This window comes from Kocuria sabuli, assembly GCF_040981185.1.
GTDB classification, from domain to species: Bacteria; Actinomycetota; Actinomycetes; order Actinomycetales; family Micrococcaceae; genus Kocuria; species Kocuria sabuli.
This window is the reverse complement of sequence record NZ_JAVHZE010000017.1, coordinates 26543-41490: the sequence shown is the minus strand read 5'-3', so window position 1 is coordinate 41490 and position 14948 is coordinate 26543. Positions and strand designations below refer to the sequence as shown.

The 14948-nt window shown below is 74.0% G+C and carries 13 protein-coding genes; 9 read left to right on the top strand and 4 right to left on the bottom strand.

Features of this window, described 5'->3' with window-relative positions; translation table 11 throughout:
* The first annotated feature begins 336 nt into the window (after window positions 1-336).
* Window positions 337-1224, top strand: a complete 888-nt coding sequence (locus RE027_RS14535; protein ID WP_368808990.1) for an endonuclease/exonuclease/phosphatase family protein — start codon at window positions 337-339, stop codon at window positions 1222-1224.
* 3 nt (window positions 1225-1227) lie between these two features.
* On the opposite strand, the gene RE027_RS14530 is transcribed toward RE027_RS14535, so the two are convergent.
* Both RE027_RS14530 and RE027_RS14525 read right to left on the bottom strand, forming a co-directional pair.
* Window positions 1228-2442, bottom strand: a complete 1215-nt coding sequence (locus RE027_RS14530; RefSeq protein ID WP_368808989.1) for a CapA family protein — start codon at window positions 2440-2442, stop codon at window positions 1228-1230.
* Window positions 2443-2470: 28 nt separating this feature from the next.
* Window positions 2471-3196: a DUF1028 domain-containing protein gene (locus tag RE027_RS14525; RefSeq protein ID WP_368808988.1), complete on the bottom strand. Its 726-nt coding sequence runs from the start codon at window positions 3194-3196 to the stop codon at window positions 2471-2473.
* Between the two features lie 242 nt (window positions 3197-3438).
* Here RE027_RS14525 and RE027_RS14520 point away from each other — a divergent pair, with 242 nt between their 5' ends.
* The 6 genes from RE027_RS14520 to RE027_RS14495 are packed head-to-tail and all read left to right on the top strand — an operon-like array spanning window position 3439 to window position 10774.
* The gene (locus RE027_RS14520) at window positions 3439-4977 is read left to right on the top strand and encodes an ABC transporter substrate-binding protein (protein ID WP_368808987.1); all 1539 of its coding nucleotides are present in this window, start codon (window positions 3439-3441) and stop codon (window positions 4975-4977) included.
* The gene (locus RE027_RS14515) at window positions 4974-5930 is read left to right on the top strand and encodes an ABC transporter permease (RefSeq protein ID WP_368808986.1); all 957 of its coding nucleotides are present in this window, start codon (window positions 4974-4976) and stop codon (window positions 5928-5930) included. Before RE027_RS14520 ends, RE027_RS14515 begins: the two co-directional genes overlap by 4 nt.
* Entirely contained in the window at window positions 5927-6886 is a 960-nt protein-coding gene (locus RE027_RS14510; RefSeq protein ID WP_368808985.1) for an ABC transporter permease, read from the top strand. The genes RE027_RS14515 and RE027_RS14510 overlap by 4 nt, the downstream gene beginning before the upstream one ends.
* Complete coding sequence (locus RE027_RS14505; protein ID WP_368808984.1) at window positions 6886-7917, top strand: ABC transporter ATP-binding protein; 1032 nt, start codon at window positions 6886-6888, stop codon at window positions 7915-7917. The genes RE027_RS14510 and RE027_RS14505 overlap by 1 nt, the downstream gene beginning before the upstream one ends.
* Window positions 7914-9089 carry an ABC transporter ATP-binding protein gene (locus RE027_RS14500; protein WP_368808983.1) on the top strand — a complete coding sequence of 392 codons (1176 nt, stop codon included), beginning with the start codon at window positions 7914-7916 and terminating at the stop codon, window positions 9087-9089. Before RE027_RS14505 ends, RE027_RS14500 begins: the two co-directional genes overlap by 4 nt.
* 38 nt (window positions 9090-9127) lie before the next feature.
* On the top strand, window positions 9128-10774 hold the full coding sequence (locus tag RE027_RS14495) for an SLC13 family permease (RefSeq protein ID WP_368808982.1): 1647 nt from the start codon (window positions 9128-9130) through the stop codon (window positions 10772-10774).
* 31 nt (window positions 10775-10805) lie between these two features.
* Here the strand turns inward: RE027_RS14495 and RE027_RS14490 are convergent, their stop codons facing one another.
* Together RE027_RS14490 and RE027_RS14485 are read right to left on the bottom strand one after the other, a co-directional pair.
* A complete protein-coding gene (locus tag RE027_RS14490) occupies window positions 10806-11573 on the bottom strand; it encodes an endonuclease/exonuclease/phosphatase family protein (protein ID WP_368808981.1) in 768 nt (255 codons plus the stop codon).
* A gap of 95 nt (window positions 11574-11668) precedes the next feature.
* On the bottom strand, window positions 11669-12232 hold the full coding sequence (locus RE027_RS14485) for a Dps family protein (RefSeq protein ID WP_368808980.1): 564 nt from the start codon (window positions 12230-12232) through the stop codon (window positions 11669-11671).
* Between the two features lie 233 nt (window positions 12233-12465).
* On the opposite strand from RE027_RS14485, the gene RE027_RS14480 reads away from it, so the two are divergent.
* Entirely contained in the window at window positions 12466-12690 is a 225-nt protein-coding gene (locus tag RE027_RS14480) for a hypothetical protein (RefSeq protein WP_368808979.1), read from the top strand.
* A 191-nt stretch (window positions 12691-12881) separates the two neighbouring features.
* Window positions 12882-14924 (top strand): oxidoreductase, encoded by a 2043-nt coding sequence (locus RE027_RS14475; RefSeq protein ID WP_368808978.1) that lies wholly within the window; start codon window positions 12882-12884, stop codon window positions 14922-14924.
* Window positions 14925-14948: the final 24 nt, after the last annotated feature.

The window sequence follows — 14948 nt, the reverse complement described above, 5'->3', positions numbered from 1 at the left end:
TGGCACAATGACCGCATGAGCGGCGTCCAGGAGCAGCCGGCGGGCCACGTCAGGAGCGGCGACGGGGCGGTCCTGCTCGCGCCCGGCGCCGCGGGAGCGGCCCCGGGCCCCGAGGAGGGCTCCTGCGCGGGCGACGACGCCGACCCGCCCCCGCCGCGGTCCGCGACGGGCGAGCCGGGCGCCGGCCGGGCTGCTGACCGGCCTGACGGCACGGATGCGGACAGCGCGATTTCATCTCCTGGTCACCGCGGGTTCTCCCGCGGTCCGACCGGGGCGGGTCCGCCCGGTCCACCATGGGACGACGACGCCCCCGCCCACGCCCACCCTGGAGCAGTGATGTCAGCAGAGCCCGCCCTCCGCGACCGCAGCACGACCGTCGGGGCGCCGGATCCCGACGTGCCGGTCATCGGCCCCGCCACGGGCCGGGCCCTGCACGTGATGAGCTACAACATCCGCTTCCACCACGAGCACAGCCGGCCGGGCGAGCCCGACCACTGGCCCGACCGGGCGCCCCGGCTGGCACGGCTGCTGCAGCTGGAGCAGCCGACCCTGCTCGGCGTGCAGGAGGCCCTCCACCACCAGCTGCCGGCGGTGGAGCGGGCCCTGCCCGCCGGCTACGGGATGCTCGGCTACGGCCGCGCCGGCGGGAGCAAGGGCGAGTACTCCGCGATCTTCTACGACGCGCGCCGCCTGGAGGCCCTCGAGTGGGACCAGTTCTGGCTCTCCGACACCCCGGAGCTCATCGGCTCGACCACCTGGGGCAACGACGTCCCCCGCATCGTGACCTGGGGCCGTTTCCTGGACCGCGGCACCGGCTGCGAGCTCGTGCACGTGAACACGCACTTCGACCACGACTCCGAGGCCGCCCGCGAGCGCAGCGCGGACGCCGTGATGGAGCTCGTGCACAGCTTCCGCCCGCACACCCCCACCGTGGTCACCGGGGACTTCAACGCGGAAGCGGGCAGCTCCAGGCCGTACGACGCGCTCGTGGGCTCGGGAGTGCTGGACGACACCTGGGCGACCGCCGAGCAGCGGCTCACCCCGGAGTGGGGCACGTTCCCGGACTACGGCGAGCCCGTCCGTGGCGACGACCGCATCGACTGGGTGCTGGCCAGCCCCGACGTCCGGGTGCGGCGCAGCGCGATCAATCCCGCACGCTTCGCCGGGGGCCACCCGAGCGACCACACCCCGGTGCAGGTGCTCGTCTCCGTCGACCGGGGCTGAGCGCTACGGCCCGGCGGGGCCGAGGGTGAGGGTGCGCCACGGGCGGGCGCCGTCGGCCTCGGCCCCCATGGCCCCCACGGTCCCTGCCGTGCGGGCCAGGGACGCCGCGTCCTCCTCCGGGGACCGGCACCCCTGCTCGGCGGGCAGGGCGCACCACCGGATCGGGTCGAGGGTGAGGATGTGCGGGGTCCACACGGGGTCCCCGGCCACCCACTGCCCGTCCTCGCGGGTGAAGGTCATGCTGACCGTCAGGCCCTCGTTGTTGACCGGCACCCGCGTGGCGTGCTCGGAGAGACTGTTGCCCAGGCCGTGGACGATCCAGGTGTCCCCGTGCTTCTCGAGGGGCAGCACCGAGTGCGTGTGGTGGCCGTAGACGAAGTCGAACTCGCCGCTGTCGGCCAGCGCGTGCGTGACCTCGAGCTGCTGCTGGTTGGGCGCGGAGGAGTACTCGTCCCCGGCGTGCACCGCCGCGAGCACGATCTCGGCCCCCGCCGCCCGGGCCCGGCGGGCCTTCTCGACCATCTCCGGCACGTCCAGCAGGTCCACCCGCCAGGGGGCGTCCGGGACGTTGCCGTTGAGGCCGTAGGTGCCGGTCACCAGGCCCACGCGCACCCCGTTCGCGTCCAGGACCAGGGGCTCGGCGGCCTCCGCCGCGGTGCGGTACGAGCCGGTGCTGGCGATCCCGGCCTCGTCCAGGACGCCGAGGGTCCGCTCGAGCCCCTCCGCCCCGGCGTCGAGGGTGTGGTTCGTGGCGGTGGTGCACGCGTCGTAGCCGATCTCCGCGAGCGCCGGCACGATCTGCGGCGGCACCTCGAACGCGGGATAGCCGGAGTACGGGCCGCCGGGCTCGGCCAGCGGGGTCTCCATGTCGCAGATCGCCAGGTCGGCGTCCTGCGTGAACGGGCGCAGGCCCGCCACGAGCGGGCCGAAGTCCAGCTCCCCGTTCCCGTCGGCCTCGGCCTGGGCCCACAGGCCCGGGTGCAGCAGGACGTCGCCGGTGACCACGACCTCCACCTCGTCCGGCGCGGCGGCACCGGACGGGCTCGCCCCCGCGGTGGCGCCTCCGCCGGCGGACGACGACGGGCCCTCCCCCGGTGCGGGCTCCGGCCCCTCGGGGGCGGAGCAGCCGGTCAGGACGGGTCCCGCGGCGAGCAGCGCCGTGACCAGCGCCGCCGCGGCACCGCGGCGCACGGGCCGGGACAGGGGTCGGGATCTCATGGACCGAGGGTAGGTCACCGGCGGGCGGTCAGGACAGGACCGTGGACCACAGGCCCTCGTCCTCGGGGCGGTGGGGCACCTCCGTGCTGGGCACGAGCTCGGCGGGCGCCGCGTGGGCGCGGCCCTTGAGCTCGAGCATCTCCGCGAGGTCCTCCAGGGGGGTGGGCGAGTTGTCGGCCCGGAGGTCGACGTCGAGGAGCACGGGATACTGGAACCCGGCGAGGGTGTCGGCCACGACCACGGCGGCGCTCTGCCGGCCGCGGCTGTCCCCGCCGGCGTCCTGCCCCGCGCGCAGGCAGGCCACCAGCGCCCGGGCCATCTCCGTGCTGGTCAGCCCCGGCGCGGCGAGCGCCTCGACCACCGAGGCGCGCATGGCCTCGACCACCTCCGGGCCGGTCAGGAAGTTGCCGATCACCACGAAGTCGGTGCCGGCCACCCCACCGGCCCAGGGGGTGCACAGGCTCCCGGTGAGGTGCGCTCCGGGGCCCTCCACCGGCAGGACCGCGACCTGGCGCAGCGCCAGATCGCGGTCGGCGTCGGCCAGTCCCGCGAGCGCCTCCTCGGCCGTGCCGCCGTGGTGCAGGGTGCGCAGCATCTCGAAGCGCAGCCGCCGGTTGGTCCACGCCTGCGAGGCCACCACCCCGGCGGTGGGCACGAGGGCGGGCACGGCGTTGCCCACGGCGAGCGAGCAGCTCGCGGTGGCGGCGCCGAGGAGGCGGGAGTCCGCGCTCCGGGCGATCACGGTGTACGTCACGAGCACCTCCTGGCCGTCATCGTCGGGACGGCCGCTTCATCTTCTCCGTGTGGTTGCCGCCCCGACCTGGGACGGCACCGGGACCGCCCGGCACGCCCGGGGCGGCAGGTGTGGTCGGGACCGTCCCGCGTGCATAGGGTGGGAGGACACCGACGACCAGGTGTGCACCGGCAGGGCGGCCGGACCCGGCCTGCCGGAGCCCACGGGGCGGACGGCTCATTCCTACCACCGGGAGGCGGCGAATGGCACGCGGAGCACGGATCGTCGGACTGGCCGCCGCCGCGGGCCTGGTGCTGAGCGCCTGCTCGGTGGGCGAGGGCGTGGACCTCGCGGGGGCGGGCGAGGTGGACACCGACGACTACCTCAGGGTCGCGATCGCCGGCGAGCCCGACCAGCTGGACCCCCACAACACCAGCGCCTACTTCTCCTTCCAGATCCTCGAGAACGTCTACGACACCCTGGTCCAGCCCGACGAGAACCTCGTCATGGAGCCCGCCCTCGCGGAGTCCTGGGAGGTCAGCGAGGACCAGCTGTCCTGGACGTTCCGCCTGCGGGAGGGCGTCACCTTCCACGACGGCTCCCCGTTCACCGCCGAGGACGTCGTGTACTCCTACGACCGGATCGTCGACGAGCAGCTCGCCAACGCCTACCGGCTGGCCGCCGTCGAGGACGTCGTGGCGGTCGACGAGCACACGGTGCGCATCGACGTGGCCCAGCCGACCCCGCACCTGCTCGCCGCGATCGGCGGGTACAAGGGAATGGCCATCGTCGAGCAGCAGAACGTGGAGAGCGGGGACGTCCAGCTCGACCCGGTGGGCACCGGACCGTTCGAGGTGGTGGGCAACTCCGCGAGCACGGCCGTGACCCTGCGCGCCAACGAGGACTACTGGGGCGAGGGCCCGCACGTGCCGGGGGTGGTCTACCGGTTCATCTCGGAGGGGACCACGGCGCTCGCGGACCTCACCGCCGGCGAGGTGCACTGGACCGACTCGATCCCGCCGCAGCGGGTGAACTCCCTGCGGCAGAACCCCGACGTGGAGGTCGCCGGCGTCCCGTCCACCGACTACTGGTACTTGACCATGAACGAGGGGCGCCCGCCCTTCGACTCCCTCGACGCGCGCCTCGCCGTCGCCCACGCCATCGACCGCGAGGCCATCGCCCAGGTCACCTGGTACGGCAACGCCACGGTGAACCAGACGGCGGTGCCGGAGACGTCCGTCTGGTACCACGAGTACGCGCCCTTCGAGCAGGACGTGGACCGGGCCCGCGCACTCGCCGAGGGCTCGGGGCTGGCCGGGGAGACCGTCGAGCTCATGGTCACCAACGAGTTCCCGGAGACGGTCACGGCGGCCCAGGTGATCGCCGCCAACCTCTCGGAGATCGGGGTCTCCACGGACATCCGGACCCTGGACTTCGCCACCTGGCTCGACGAGCAGGCCCAGGGGAACTTCGACATGCTGCTCCTGGGCTGGCTCGGCAACGTGGACGTGAACGACTACTACTACAACCAGCACCACTCGGAGGGCTCGAACAACGCCCAGGGCTACAGCAGTCCCGAGGTCGACCGGCTGCTGGACGCGGGACGGACCGAGACCGACCAGGACGCCCGCAAGGAGCTCTACGACCGGGCCGCCGAGCAGATCGTGGACGACGCCAGCTACGTGTACCTGTACAACCCCGACGTGGTCCAGGCGTGGGTCCCCGAGCTGCAGGGCTACGAGCCCCGGCCGGACCGCGCCGTCCGGTTCAACGACGTCCGGCTCGAGGAGGACCCGGAATGAAGAGCCCACTCCTGAGATTCCTCGTCAAGCGCCTGCTGCACACCGTGGTGGTGCTGTTCGGGGTGCTGATCGTGGTCTTCGCGCTCCTCCAGCTCGTCCCGGGCGACCCCGTGCGGGTGGCCCTGGGCACCCGGTTCACCCAGGAGTCCTACGACGCCCTGCGGGAGGCCTCCGGGCTGGACCGGCCCCTGCTGATCCAGTTCTTCTCCTACATCGGCAACGCCCTCACCGGGAACCTGGGCGTGAGCTTCCGCAGCGGGGAGCCGGTGACCCTCGTCCTGCTCGACCGGCTGCCGGCCACGGTGTCCCTGGCGCTGGCCGGGATCGCCGTGGCGCTGCTCATCGCGTTCCCGCTCGGCACCTGGGCCGCCCTGCGCCGGGGCTCCGCGGCGGACGGGGGGATCCGGGCCGTGAGCCAGTTCGGCGTCTCGGTCCCCGACTTCTGGCTCGGCCTGATGCTGATCATCGTGTTCTCGACGATGCTCGGGCTGCTGCCGCCCTCCGGCTACGTGCCCTTCACGGAGGACCCGTGGGGCTGGCTCCAGCGGGTGGTCCTGCCGGGCCTGGCCGTGGGCGTGGTCTCCGGGTCGATCATGACCCGCTACGTGCGCTCCGCGGTGCTCGACGTCGTCGGCTCCAACTACGTCCGGACCGCCCGGTCCAAGGGCCTGCCCCGGCGCGCGGTCGTCGGGCGGCACGTGATGCGCAACGCCCTCGTGCCGATCCTCACCGTGGCGGGCGTGCAGGCCGCCACGATGCTCGGCGGGCTCATCGTGATCGAGGTGGTCTTCGCCTGGCCGGGGCTGGGCCGGCTCGTGTTCGACGCCGTCGCGGCCCGCGACTACCCGGTGGTCCAGGGCACGGTGCTGCTGATCGCCCTCATGTTCCTGCTCATCAACCTGTTGGTGGACATCCTGTACGCCGTCGTCGACCCGAGGATCCGTGTGTCATGAGCGCCTCCCAGACGCCCTCGCCCGACCGCCGCGCCCCGGGCGCCGGGGACGCCCGCACCGGCCCCGTGCCCGAGCCCGCGGAGACGCCCGAGGAGGTCAGCCGCACCGGCACCCTGCGGATGCTGGTCTCCAACAGGGTCACGGCGGCCGGGCTGGTCATCCTGCTCGTCGTGGTCCTGCTCGCGCTGCTCGGGCGCTGGATCGCGCCCTACGGGGCCAACGACATCGACGTGGTCAACGCCCTGCAGCCGCCCTCGGGCGCGCACCTGTTCGGCACCGACGAGCTGGGCCGGGACGTGTTCTCCCGCGTGGTGCTCTCGGCCCGGATCTCGCTGCTGGTGGGACTGGTGGCGGTGGGCATCGCCCTGGTGGTCGGGGTGGCCGTGGGCCTGGTGGCCGGGTTCTTCGGCGGCTGGCTGGACACGGTGATCATGCGCAGCGCGGACGTGCTCTTCGCGTTCCCCATCCTGCTGCTGGCCATGGCGATCGTGGCCGTGCTCGGGCCCGGGCTGACCACGGCGATGATCGCGATCGGGGTGGTCTACACCCCGATCTTCGCCCGGATCACCCGCGCCTCCACGCTCGCCGTGCGCGAGGAGCTCTACGTCAAGGCCTCCGTGTCCGTCGGGGCGTCCAACGGGCTGATCCTGCGCCGGCACGTGCTGCCGAACATCATGGGCCCCATCACCGTCCAGACCTCCCTCTCGCTGGCCTTCGCGATCCTCTCCGAGGCCGCGCTGTCCTTCCTGGGGCTGGGCGTCCAGCCGCCGGAGCCGTCCTGGGGGCGGATGCTCTACGACGCGCAGGCCTTCATCTACGACGCCTGGTGGATGAGCGTGTTCCCGGGCCTGGCGATCTTCTTCACCGTGCTGGCGTTCAACCTCGTGGGCGACGGCATGCGCGACGTCCTGGACCCGCGCCAGCGCACCGCCGACGAGATCCGCAGGAGCGCCTGATGAGCACGACCGAGCACCGCCGCACCACCCCGCCGACGTCCTCCGGGCAGGACGTGCTGCTGGACGTGCGGGACCTCTCCGTGCGCATCGGCCCCGCCGAGATCGTCAACGGCGTGTCCTTCTCCGTCCCCCGCGGCGGCACCCTGGGGATCGTGGGCGAGTCCGGCTCCGGGAAGTCCATGACGGTGCTCGCGGCCACCGGCCTGATCGACTCCCCGCCCGCCCGTGTGAGCGGGCAGTCCCTGCTGGACGGCCAGGACATCGTGGCCGTGGACCCCCGCCGGCTGCGCGGGGTCCACGGCAAGCGGGTCGGCTTCGTCTTCCAGGACCCCTCCACCTCCCTGAACCCCGTGCTGACCATCGAGCAGCAGCTCACGGAGGCCCCGCGCTTCCACCTCGGCGTGACGCGCCGCGAGGCCCGCCGCCGCGCCCTCGAGCTGCTCGAGGCGGTCGGCATCCCGGACCCGCAGTCCCGCCTGTCCTCGTACCCCCACCAGCTCTCGGGCGGGATGAAGCAGCGCGTGATGATCGCGGTGGCCCTGGCCTGCGACCCGGAGCTGCTCGTGGCGGACGAGCCGACCACGGCGCTCGACGTCACCACCCAGGCCCAGATCCTCGAGCAGGTCAAGCAGCTGCAGGCCTCCCGCGGGATGAGCGTCATCTGGATCAGCCACGACCTCGGGGTGGTCTCGGGGATCGCGGACCGGGTGGCGGTCCTCTACGGCGGGCAGATCGTGGAGTCCGCGCCCCTCGAGGAGCTCTTCACCGACCCCCGGCACCCCTACACCCGGGGGCTCATGGCCTCCCGGCCGCAGACGGCCCACCGCAAGGGCGAGCTCTCCGTGATCCCCGGCAGCCCCCCGGACCCCAAGCACCTGCCCGAGGGCTGCCTGTTCTGGGACCGCTGCCCGGTCCGCGGGGACCCCCGCTGCGAGACCGAGCGCCCGCCGGAGACCCCGGTGGGTCCGGAGCACGTGGTCCGCACCTTCTGCGGTCCGGACCGGACCGACCGGCGAGGAGGAGCCCGATGACCGGCGACGAGCGCCCGCTGCTGAGCGTGCGGGACCTGCAGGTCCGCTTCCCCGTCACCACCGACCGCGGCAAGGGCGTGGTGCACGCGGTGGCCGGGATCGACTTCGACATCCACCGTGGGCAGACGGTGTCCCTGGTGGGCGAGTCCGGCTCCGGCAAGTCCACGGTCGCCAACGCCCTGATGCACCTCGTGGAGCCCAGCGCGGGGACCGTGCTGCTCGACGACCGGGACATCACCTCGGTCCGGGGCAAGGACCTCACGGCGCTGCGCCGCCGGATCGCCATGGTGTTCCAGGACCCGTTCGCGTCCCTGGACCCCCGCCAGCACGTCTCCCGCGCCGTGGCGGAGCCCCTCGAGGTGCACGGCCTCGGCGGGGACAAGGCCGGGCGCCGCCGCCGGGTCGCCGAGCTGTTCGACCTCGTGGGACTGTCCCAGCGGTTCCTCGACCGGTATCCCCACGAGCTCTCCGGCGGGCAGCGCCAGCGGGTGTCCATCGCCCGGGCCCTGGCGGGCGAGCCGGACCTCGTCGTCCTCGACGAGGCGACCGCCTCCCTCGACGTCTCGGTGCAGGCCCAGATCATGAACCTGCTCAACCGGCTGCAGGACGAGCTGGGGCTCACGTACCTGTTCATCGCCCACGACCTCGCCGTCGTGGAGCACATGAGCGACCACGTGCTGGTGATGTACCTGGGCCGGCTCATGGAGGACGGGGACGTGCAGGACGTCTTCGAGAACCCCGCCCACCCCTACACGAAGGCCCTGCTCGCCTCGGCCCCGTCCGCGGACCCCGTGGCGGAGCGGCAGCGGCGGACCGCTCCGCTCGAGGGAGAGGTCCCGTCCCCCCTCGACCCGCCCTCCGGCTGCGTGTTCCGCACGCGCTGCCCGTGGGCGGCCGACGAGTGCGCCCGCACCGTGCCCGTCCCGGTGCCGCCCCCGGGCCCCCGGGGCGCCCCGACGGGGCCCCGGCACGCCACCGGGGAGCACACGGCCCGGGAGCACGTCGCCGCCTGCATCCGGTTGCCGGAGGTGCAGGCGTCGTCGCGCACGGGCGCCCGGCCCACGGAGGCCCCGTCCGCTGACGCCGCGCGCACCGGCCCGGCACACACCGGCTCGACGCGCACCACCTCGACGCGCACCGCGCCGTGGGACGCCGGCCGCCGCGACCCCTGATCCGGAGCACGACCGACCCGACCACACCTGGAGCGAAGATGAGCGACAGACCCTCCGTCCCCGGAGCGCACCTGAAGGACTACGACCCCACGCCGCGGGACCGGGAGGACGCCGATCTCCGGTCCCCCGGGGAGCAGGCCCCCGCGGAGCCGCCGAAGACGCACCGGATCCGGTGGACGGGGCTCGTCGTCGGCCTGGTCCTCGCCCTGGCCGTCTACTTCGCCATGCCCGCGGACCTGGCCCACCCCGCGAAGCTCACCGCCGCCACGGCCGTCCTGATGGGCGCGTGGTGGATGACCGAGGCCATCCCGATCCCCGCCACCGCCCTGCTCCCGCTGGTCGTCTTCCCCGTGCTCGGGGAGGACGTCGCGGTGGACGACGTCGGGGCGTCCTACGGCAGCAACATCATCTTCCTGTTCATGGGCGGGTTCCTGCTGGCCCTGGCGATGCAGCGCTGGAACCTGCACCGCCGGATCGCCCTGCGCACCGTCCGGGTCATGGGGACGAAGCCGGCGCAGATGGTGGCCGGGTTCATGGTGGCCACCGCCTTCCTCAGCATGTGGGTCTCCAACACCGCCACCGCGGTGATGATGCTGCCCATCGGCGTGTCCGTCCTGCTGCTGCTGCCGAAGCTGCTGGAGGGCGCCGACCCGGGCCCCGGTGGCGCGGCGGAGGACGCCTCGGCGGATCCCGCCCTGGAGGGCGCCGACCCCCAGAGCACGGAGGTCAAGGAGGCGGTCATCAAGTCCAACTTCGGGACCGCCCTGATGCTGGGCATCGCCTACGCCGCGTCGATCGGCTCCCTGAGCACGATCATCGGCACCCCGCCCAACACGCTGATGGTCGGCTACCTGCAGGAGGCCCACGGCATCACCGTGGGCTTCGGCCAGTGGATGCTCGTGGGCGTCCCGCTGTCCGTCGTCATGCTCGCGATCGCCTGGCTCCTGCTCACCAAGGTGCTGTTCAAGCCCGAGATCGACGAGATCCCCGGCGGCCGGAAGCTGATCACCGCGGAGCTGGACAAGCTCGGCCCCATGGCCACCGGCGAGAAGCTCGTGCTCGCCGTCTTCGTGCTGGCCGCGCTCAGCTGGGTGTTCGTGCCCATCCTCTTCGACTCCCCGCCGATCAGCGACGCCGGCATCGCCATGGTCGTGGGGCTGCTGCTGTTCCTGCTGCCCGCCGGCGCCCAGCGCGGGGTCCGGCTGCTGGACTGGGAGACCGCCGTCAAGCTGCCCTGGGGCGTGCTCCTGCTCTTCGGCGGCGGGCTGGCCCTGTCCTCCCAGTTCTCCTCCTCCGGGCTGACCGACTGGATCGGCCAGGGCGCCGCCGCCCTGGGGGCGGTGCCGGTGGTGCTGGTCGTGGCGATCTTCGCGGCCGGCATCCTGTTCCTCACCGAGCTGACCAGCAACACGGCCACGGCGGCCACGTTCCTGCCGGTCTCCGGCGGCGTGGCCCTCGGCCTGGGGCTGGACCCCATGCTGCTGGCCATCCCCGTGGCCCTCGCGGCCACCTGCGCGTTCATGCTGCCGGTGGCGACGCCGCCCAACGCGATCGCCTTCGGCTCCGGATACGTGACCATCGGGCAGATGATCAAGGGCGGCGTGTGGCTGAACCTCATCGGCATCGTCCTGATCACGCTCCTGACGATGACCCTCGGGGTCTGGGTGTTCAGCATCGTGTACTGACCGCCCACCGCCCCGCACGGCGGCCCCGTCCTCAGCCGGCGGGGCCGCCGTCGTGCTCGAGCTCGGCCAGCACCGGGAAGTGGTCCGAGGCCCACACGCCGCGCGGCCGCTCGGTCAGCACCCGGGCGCCGAGGACGCGGACCGGACCGCCGTGCAGGATCCAGTCCAGCCGCGGGGTCCTCGCCCCCGGCTCCCGGTAGCGGTGGAAGGTTCCGGGGGCCTCCGGCGGGAGGGTGTCGCGCAGGCCGCCGGCGAGGGCGGCGTCCCACGTCCGGGACCGCCCGGCGGCCGCGTTCCAGTCCGCGAGGAGCAGCCGCGGCCCGTCCCAGCCGAGGAGCAGGCACTGCAGCGCCGCGAGCTGGCGCAGCCGGGCGCTCTCCGGCCACGGGTCGAGGTGGGTCGCGACGGCCCGCCAGGCCACCCCGGTGCGCCGGTCCGTGAGGTCGGCGAGGACCGCGGTGCGCGGAAAGGCGTCCCCGGAGCCCCGCGAGCCGGGAACCTCCGGGGTGCGGGACAGCCACCGCTGCCGCCACCCGTCCACCGCGAAGCGGCCGGTGTCCACGGCCAGCAGGCACCGTTCGCCGTGACCGTCCGCGTTCCGCCCCGTGCCCAGCAGGACGTGCTCCGGGCCCAGCGCCTCGCGGAGCAGGTGCAGCTGCTCCGGCTGGACCTCCTGGAGCGCGGCCAGGCCGGGCCGGTGCGCGTGCAGCAGCGCCTGCACCGCCGGCGCGCGCGTGAACCACGCGTCCGGGTCGCCCCGGCGGTACCGCGGCAGGGGGCGCCGGACGTTGAAGGTCATGGCCGTGAGCACGCCCCGGCCCCGCGGACCACGGAGGTCGGCGGGGCCGGGGCGATCAGGGGCTGCCACGACGGCGGCGGGATCTGCCGCGCGGGCTACTGCGCGGCGGACTCGGCCGCGTCCCGCTCCGTGCGGGCACCGCCGTGCTGCAGGTCGCCGCCGCTGTTCTCGAGGTGGGCGCGCATGAACCACTGGAACAGCTCGAGCTCCTTGACCTGGCCGATGAGGATGTCCTCGGTGATGGGGTCGAGCTCGCCGACCTTCTGGACGGCGTCGCGGTGGTCCTCGATGATGCCGTTGTAGACGAGGTCCAGGGCCGCGAGGTGCTCCACGCCGGTGGCACGGTTGACCGAGTAGTCGTCCCAGGTGCGGGCCTGCACGAGGTCGCCGGGCAGGCCGCTCGGCCCCACGCCCATGGTCGCCATGCGCTCGGCGAGCTCGTCGACGAAGCCGCGCACGAGCTCGATCTGCGGGTCCAGCATCTCGTGGACGGAGATGAAGTTGGGCCCGACCACGTTCCAGTGCGCGTGCTTGAGGGTCAGCTGCAGGTCGTTCAGCGCGTGCAGCCGCTGCTGCAGGGTCTGGGCGACCTCGTGACCGTTCTCGGTGGACAGACCGGGCACGGTGTAGGGGGCGGTGCGCTGGTTCGGGGTGGCCATGGGATCGTCTCCTTGTTCCGGCCGCCGCCGGGCGGCGGCCTTGATCGACAACGGTGAACGGCTCGCCGGAGCGGGCCTCTCCTCACCACTATGGCACGGCCTCCACAGACTGTCAGCACCCTGTCCATTCGCTGAGCGCGATATCCGCCGCCCCCGCGCCCCCTGCCGGTTCTCCCGCCGATTCCCCGGCCCCGACCCTTGCCAGGGCCGGGAGCCACTGCTTGGCTGGGCCCATGGACACGACTCCCGCCTCCGGCAGCCAGCTCCCCGACGACCCGCACCTGGCCGACGACGTCGGCGTGCCCGACACCCCGGCCCGCGACCTCGAGACGGCCCAGGACCCGCTGGGCCAGACCAACGCCGGCCAGCGCGCGCCGAGCGCGGGCAACGCCGACGACCCCGCCGACCCGGACTTCGGCAAGGGGGCGGGCGGCCCCGGCCCCGCGGCCGGGGACTGAGCCGCACCCGGGGCGGCGGTGCTCCGCCGCCACCCCGGGCTCCGTGAGCACGCGGAGCCGCCGAGCACCGGCGCGCCCTCCGGAAGGACCGGCGTGCGGGGCGGGCTCCGGGTCCACCCCGCACGCCCGTCTTGTGGCCTGGCTCACTTCTCGCCTACGGTGACCCAAGTACCTGAGACGAGGAGTATCGGATGACCCTGCCCTATCCGCACCTGCTGGCGCCCCTGGAGCTCGGTCCCGTCGTCCTGCCGAACCGGGTGCTCATGGGCTCGATGCACACCGGCCTCGAGGAGCAGCCCGGCGGGTTCGAGCGCCTGGCCGAGTTCTACGCGGAGCGGGTGCGCGGCGGCGTCGGGCTCATCGTCACGGGCGGCGTCGGCCCCAGCCCCGAGGGCGCCACCCGCGCCGGCGGGGCCCTCCTGCGCACCCCCGAGGAGGTGGCACGGCACCGCCTGGTGACCGAGGCCGTGCACGCCGAGGGCGGGCGGATCGCGCTGCAGATCCTGCACTCGGGCCGCTACGCCATGACGCCCGACGCCGTGGCCCCGAGCGCCCTACGCGCCCCCATCAGCCCGGTGGTCCCGCACGAGCTCACGGCCGAGGAGATCGAGCGGACCATCGAGGACTTCGCCCGCACCGCCTCCCTCGCCCGGGAGGCCGGCTACGACGGCGTGGAGATCATGGGCTCCGAGGGCTACCTCGTCAACGAGTTCGTCGCCGCCGAGACCAACCACCGCACCGACGAGTGGGGCGGGTGCTACGCGAACCGGATGCGCCTGCCCGTGGAGATCGTCCGCCGCGTCCGCGAGCGCACCGGCCCCGAGACCATCCTGATCTACCGCCTGTCCATGCTGGACCTGGTCCCGGGCGGCTCCACGCTCGAGGAGGTCGTGGCGCTGGCCCGGGCGGTCGAGGCCGCCGGGGCCACGCTGCTCAACACGGGCATCGGCTGGCACGAGGCCAGGATCCCCACCATCGCCACCGCCGTCCCCCGCGGCGGCTTCTCCTGGGTGACCCGCCGCCTGAAGGGCGAGGTCGGGATCCCCCTGGTGGCGGTCAACCGCATCAACACCCCGGAGACGGCCGAGCGGATCCTGGCCTCCGGCGACGCCGACATGGTCTCCCTCGCCCGGCCGCTGCTCGCGGACCCGGAGTTCGTGGCCAAGGCCGCACGGGGCCGCGCCGACGCGATCAACACCTGCATCGCCTGCAACCAGGCGTGCCTGGACCACACCTTCGCGGGCCGGACCGCGTCCTGCCTGGTCAACCCGCGAGCGGGCCACGAGACCCTGCTGCGCCTGGGTCCCACCCGCCGGGCCGAGCGGATCGGCGTGGTCGGGGCGGGCCCCGCCGGCCTCGCCTTCGCGGTCGCCGCCGCGGAGGCCGGTCACGCCGTGACGCTGTTCGAGGCCGAGGAGCGGATCGGCGGGCAGTTCTGCATGGCCCTGCGCATCCCCGGCAAGGAGGAGTACGCCGAGACCCTGCGCTACTACGGCGTGCGACTGGCCGAGCTGGGGGTGGACGTGCGCCTGGGCACCACCGCCACGCCCGCGCACCTGGGCGGCTTCGACCGCGTGGTGCTCGCCACCGGCGTGGAGCCGCGCGTGCCCGCCGTCGAGGGCGTGGACCACCCCTCGGTCGTGGGCTACCGGGACGTCCTGCACCACGACGCCCCCGTCGGCCGGAGGGTCGCCGTCCTGGGCGCCGGGGGCATCGGCTTCGACGTCGCCGAGTTCCTCCTGCACGCCCCGGGCACCGAGGTGGACTTCTACCGGGCCTGGGGCGTGGACACGACGCTCTCCGCCCGCGGCGGCCTGGCCGCGCCCGCACCGCCGCGCCCGGCCCGCGAGGTGACCCTGCTGCAGCGCTCCCCCGGCAAGCCCGGGGCCGGCCTGGGCCGCACCACCGGCTGGATCCACCGGGCCTCGCTCAAGGCCGGGGGCGTGCGCACGCTCAGCGGCGTGACCTACCGCAGGATCGACGACGACGGGCTGCACCTCACCGTGGCCGGCCCCGACGGCGCGGGGCCGGCCGACCAGGTGCTCGCGGTGGACACCGTGGTGCTGTGCACGGGCCAGGAGCCGCTGCGGGAGCTGCACGACGCGCTGCTCGCCTCCGGCCACGACACGGACGCCGTCCCGGTGCACCTCGTCGGCGGCGCGGACGTGGCGGCCGAGCTGGATGCCAAGCGGGCGATCCGCCAGGCCACGGAGCTCGTCGCCGCCCTGGGCTGAGCCGCCCCGCCCCGGCCTCCGGGA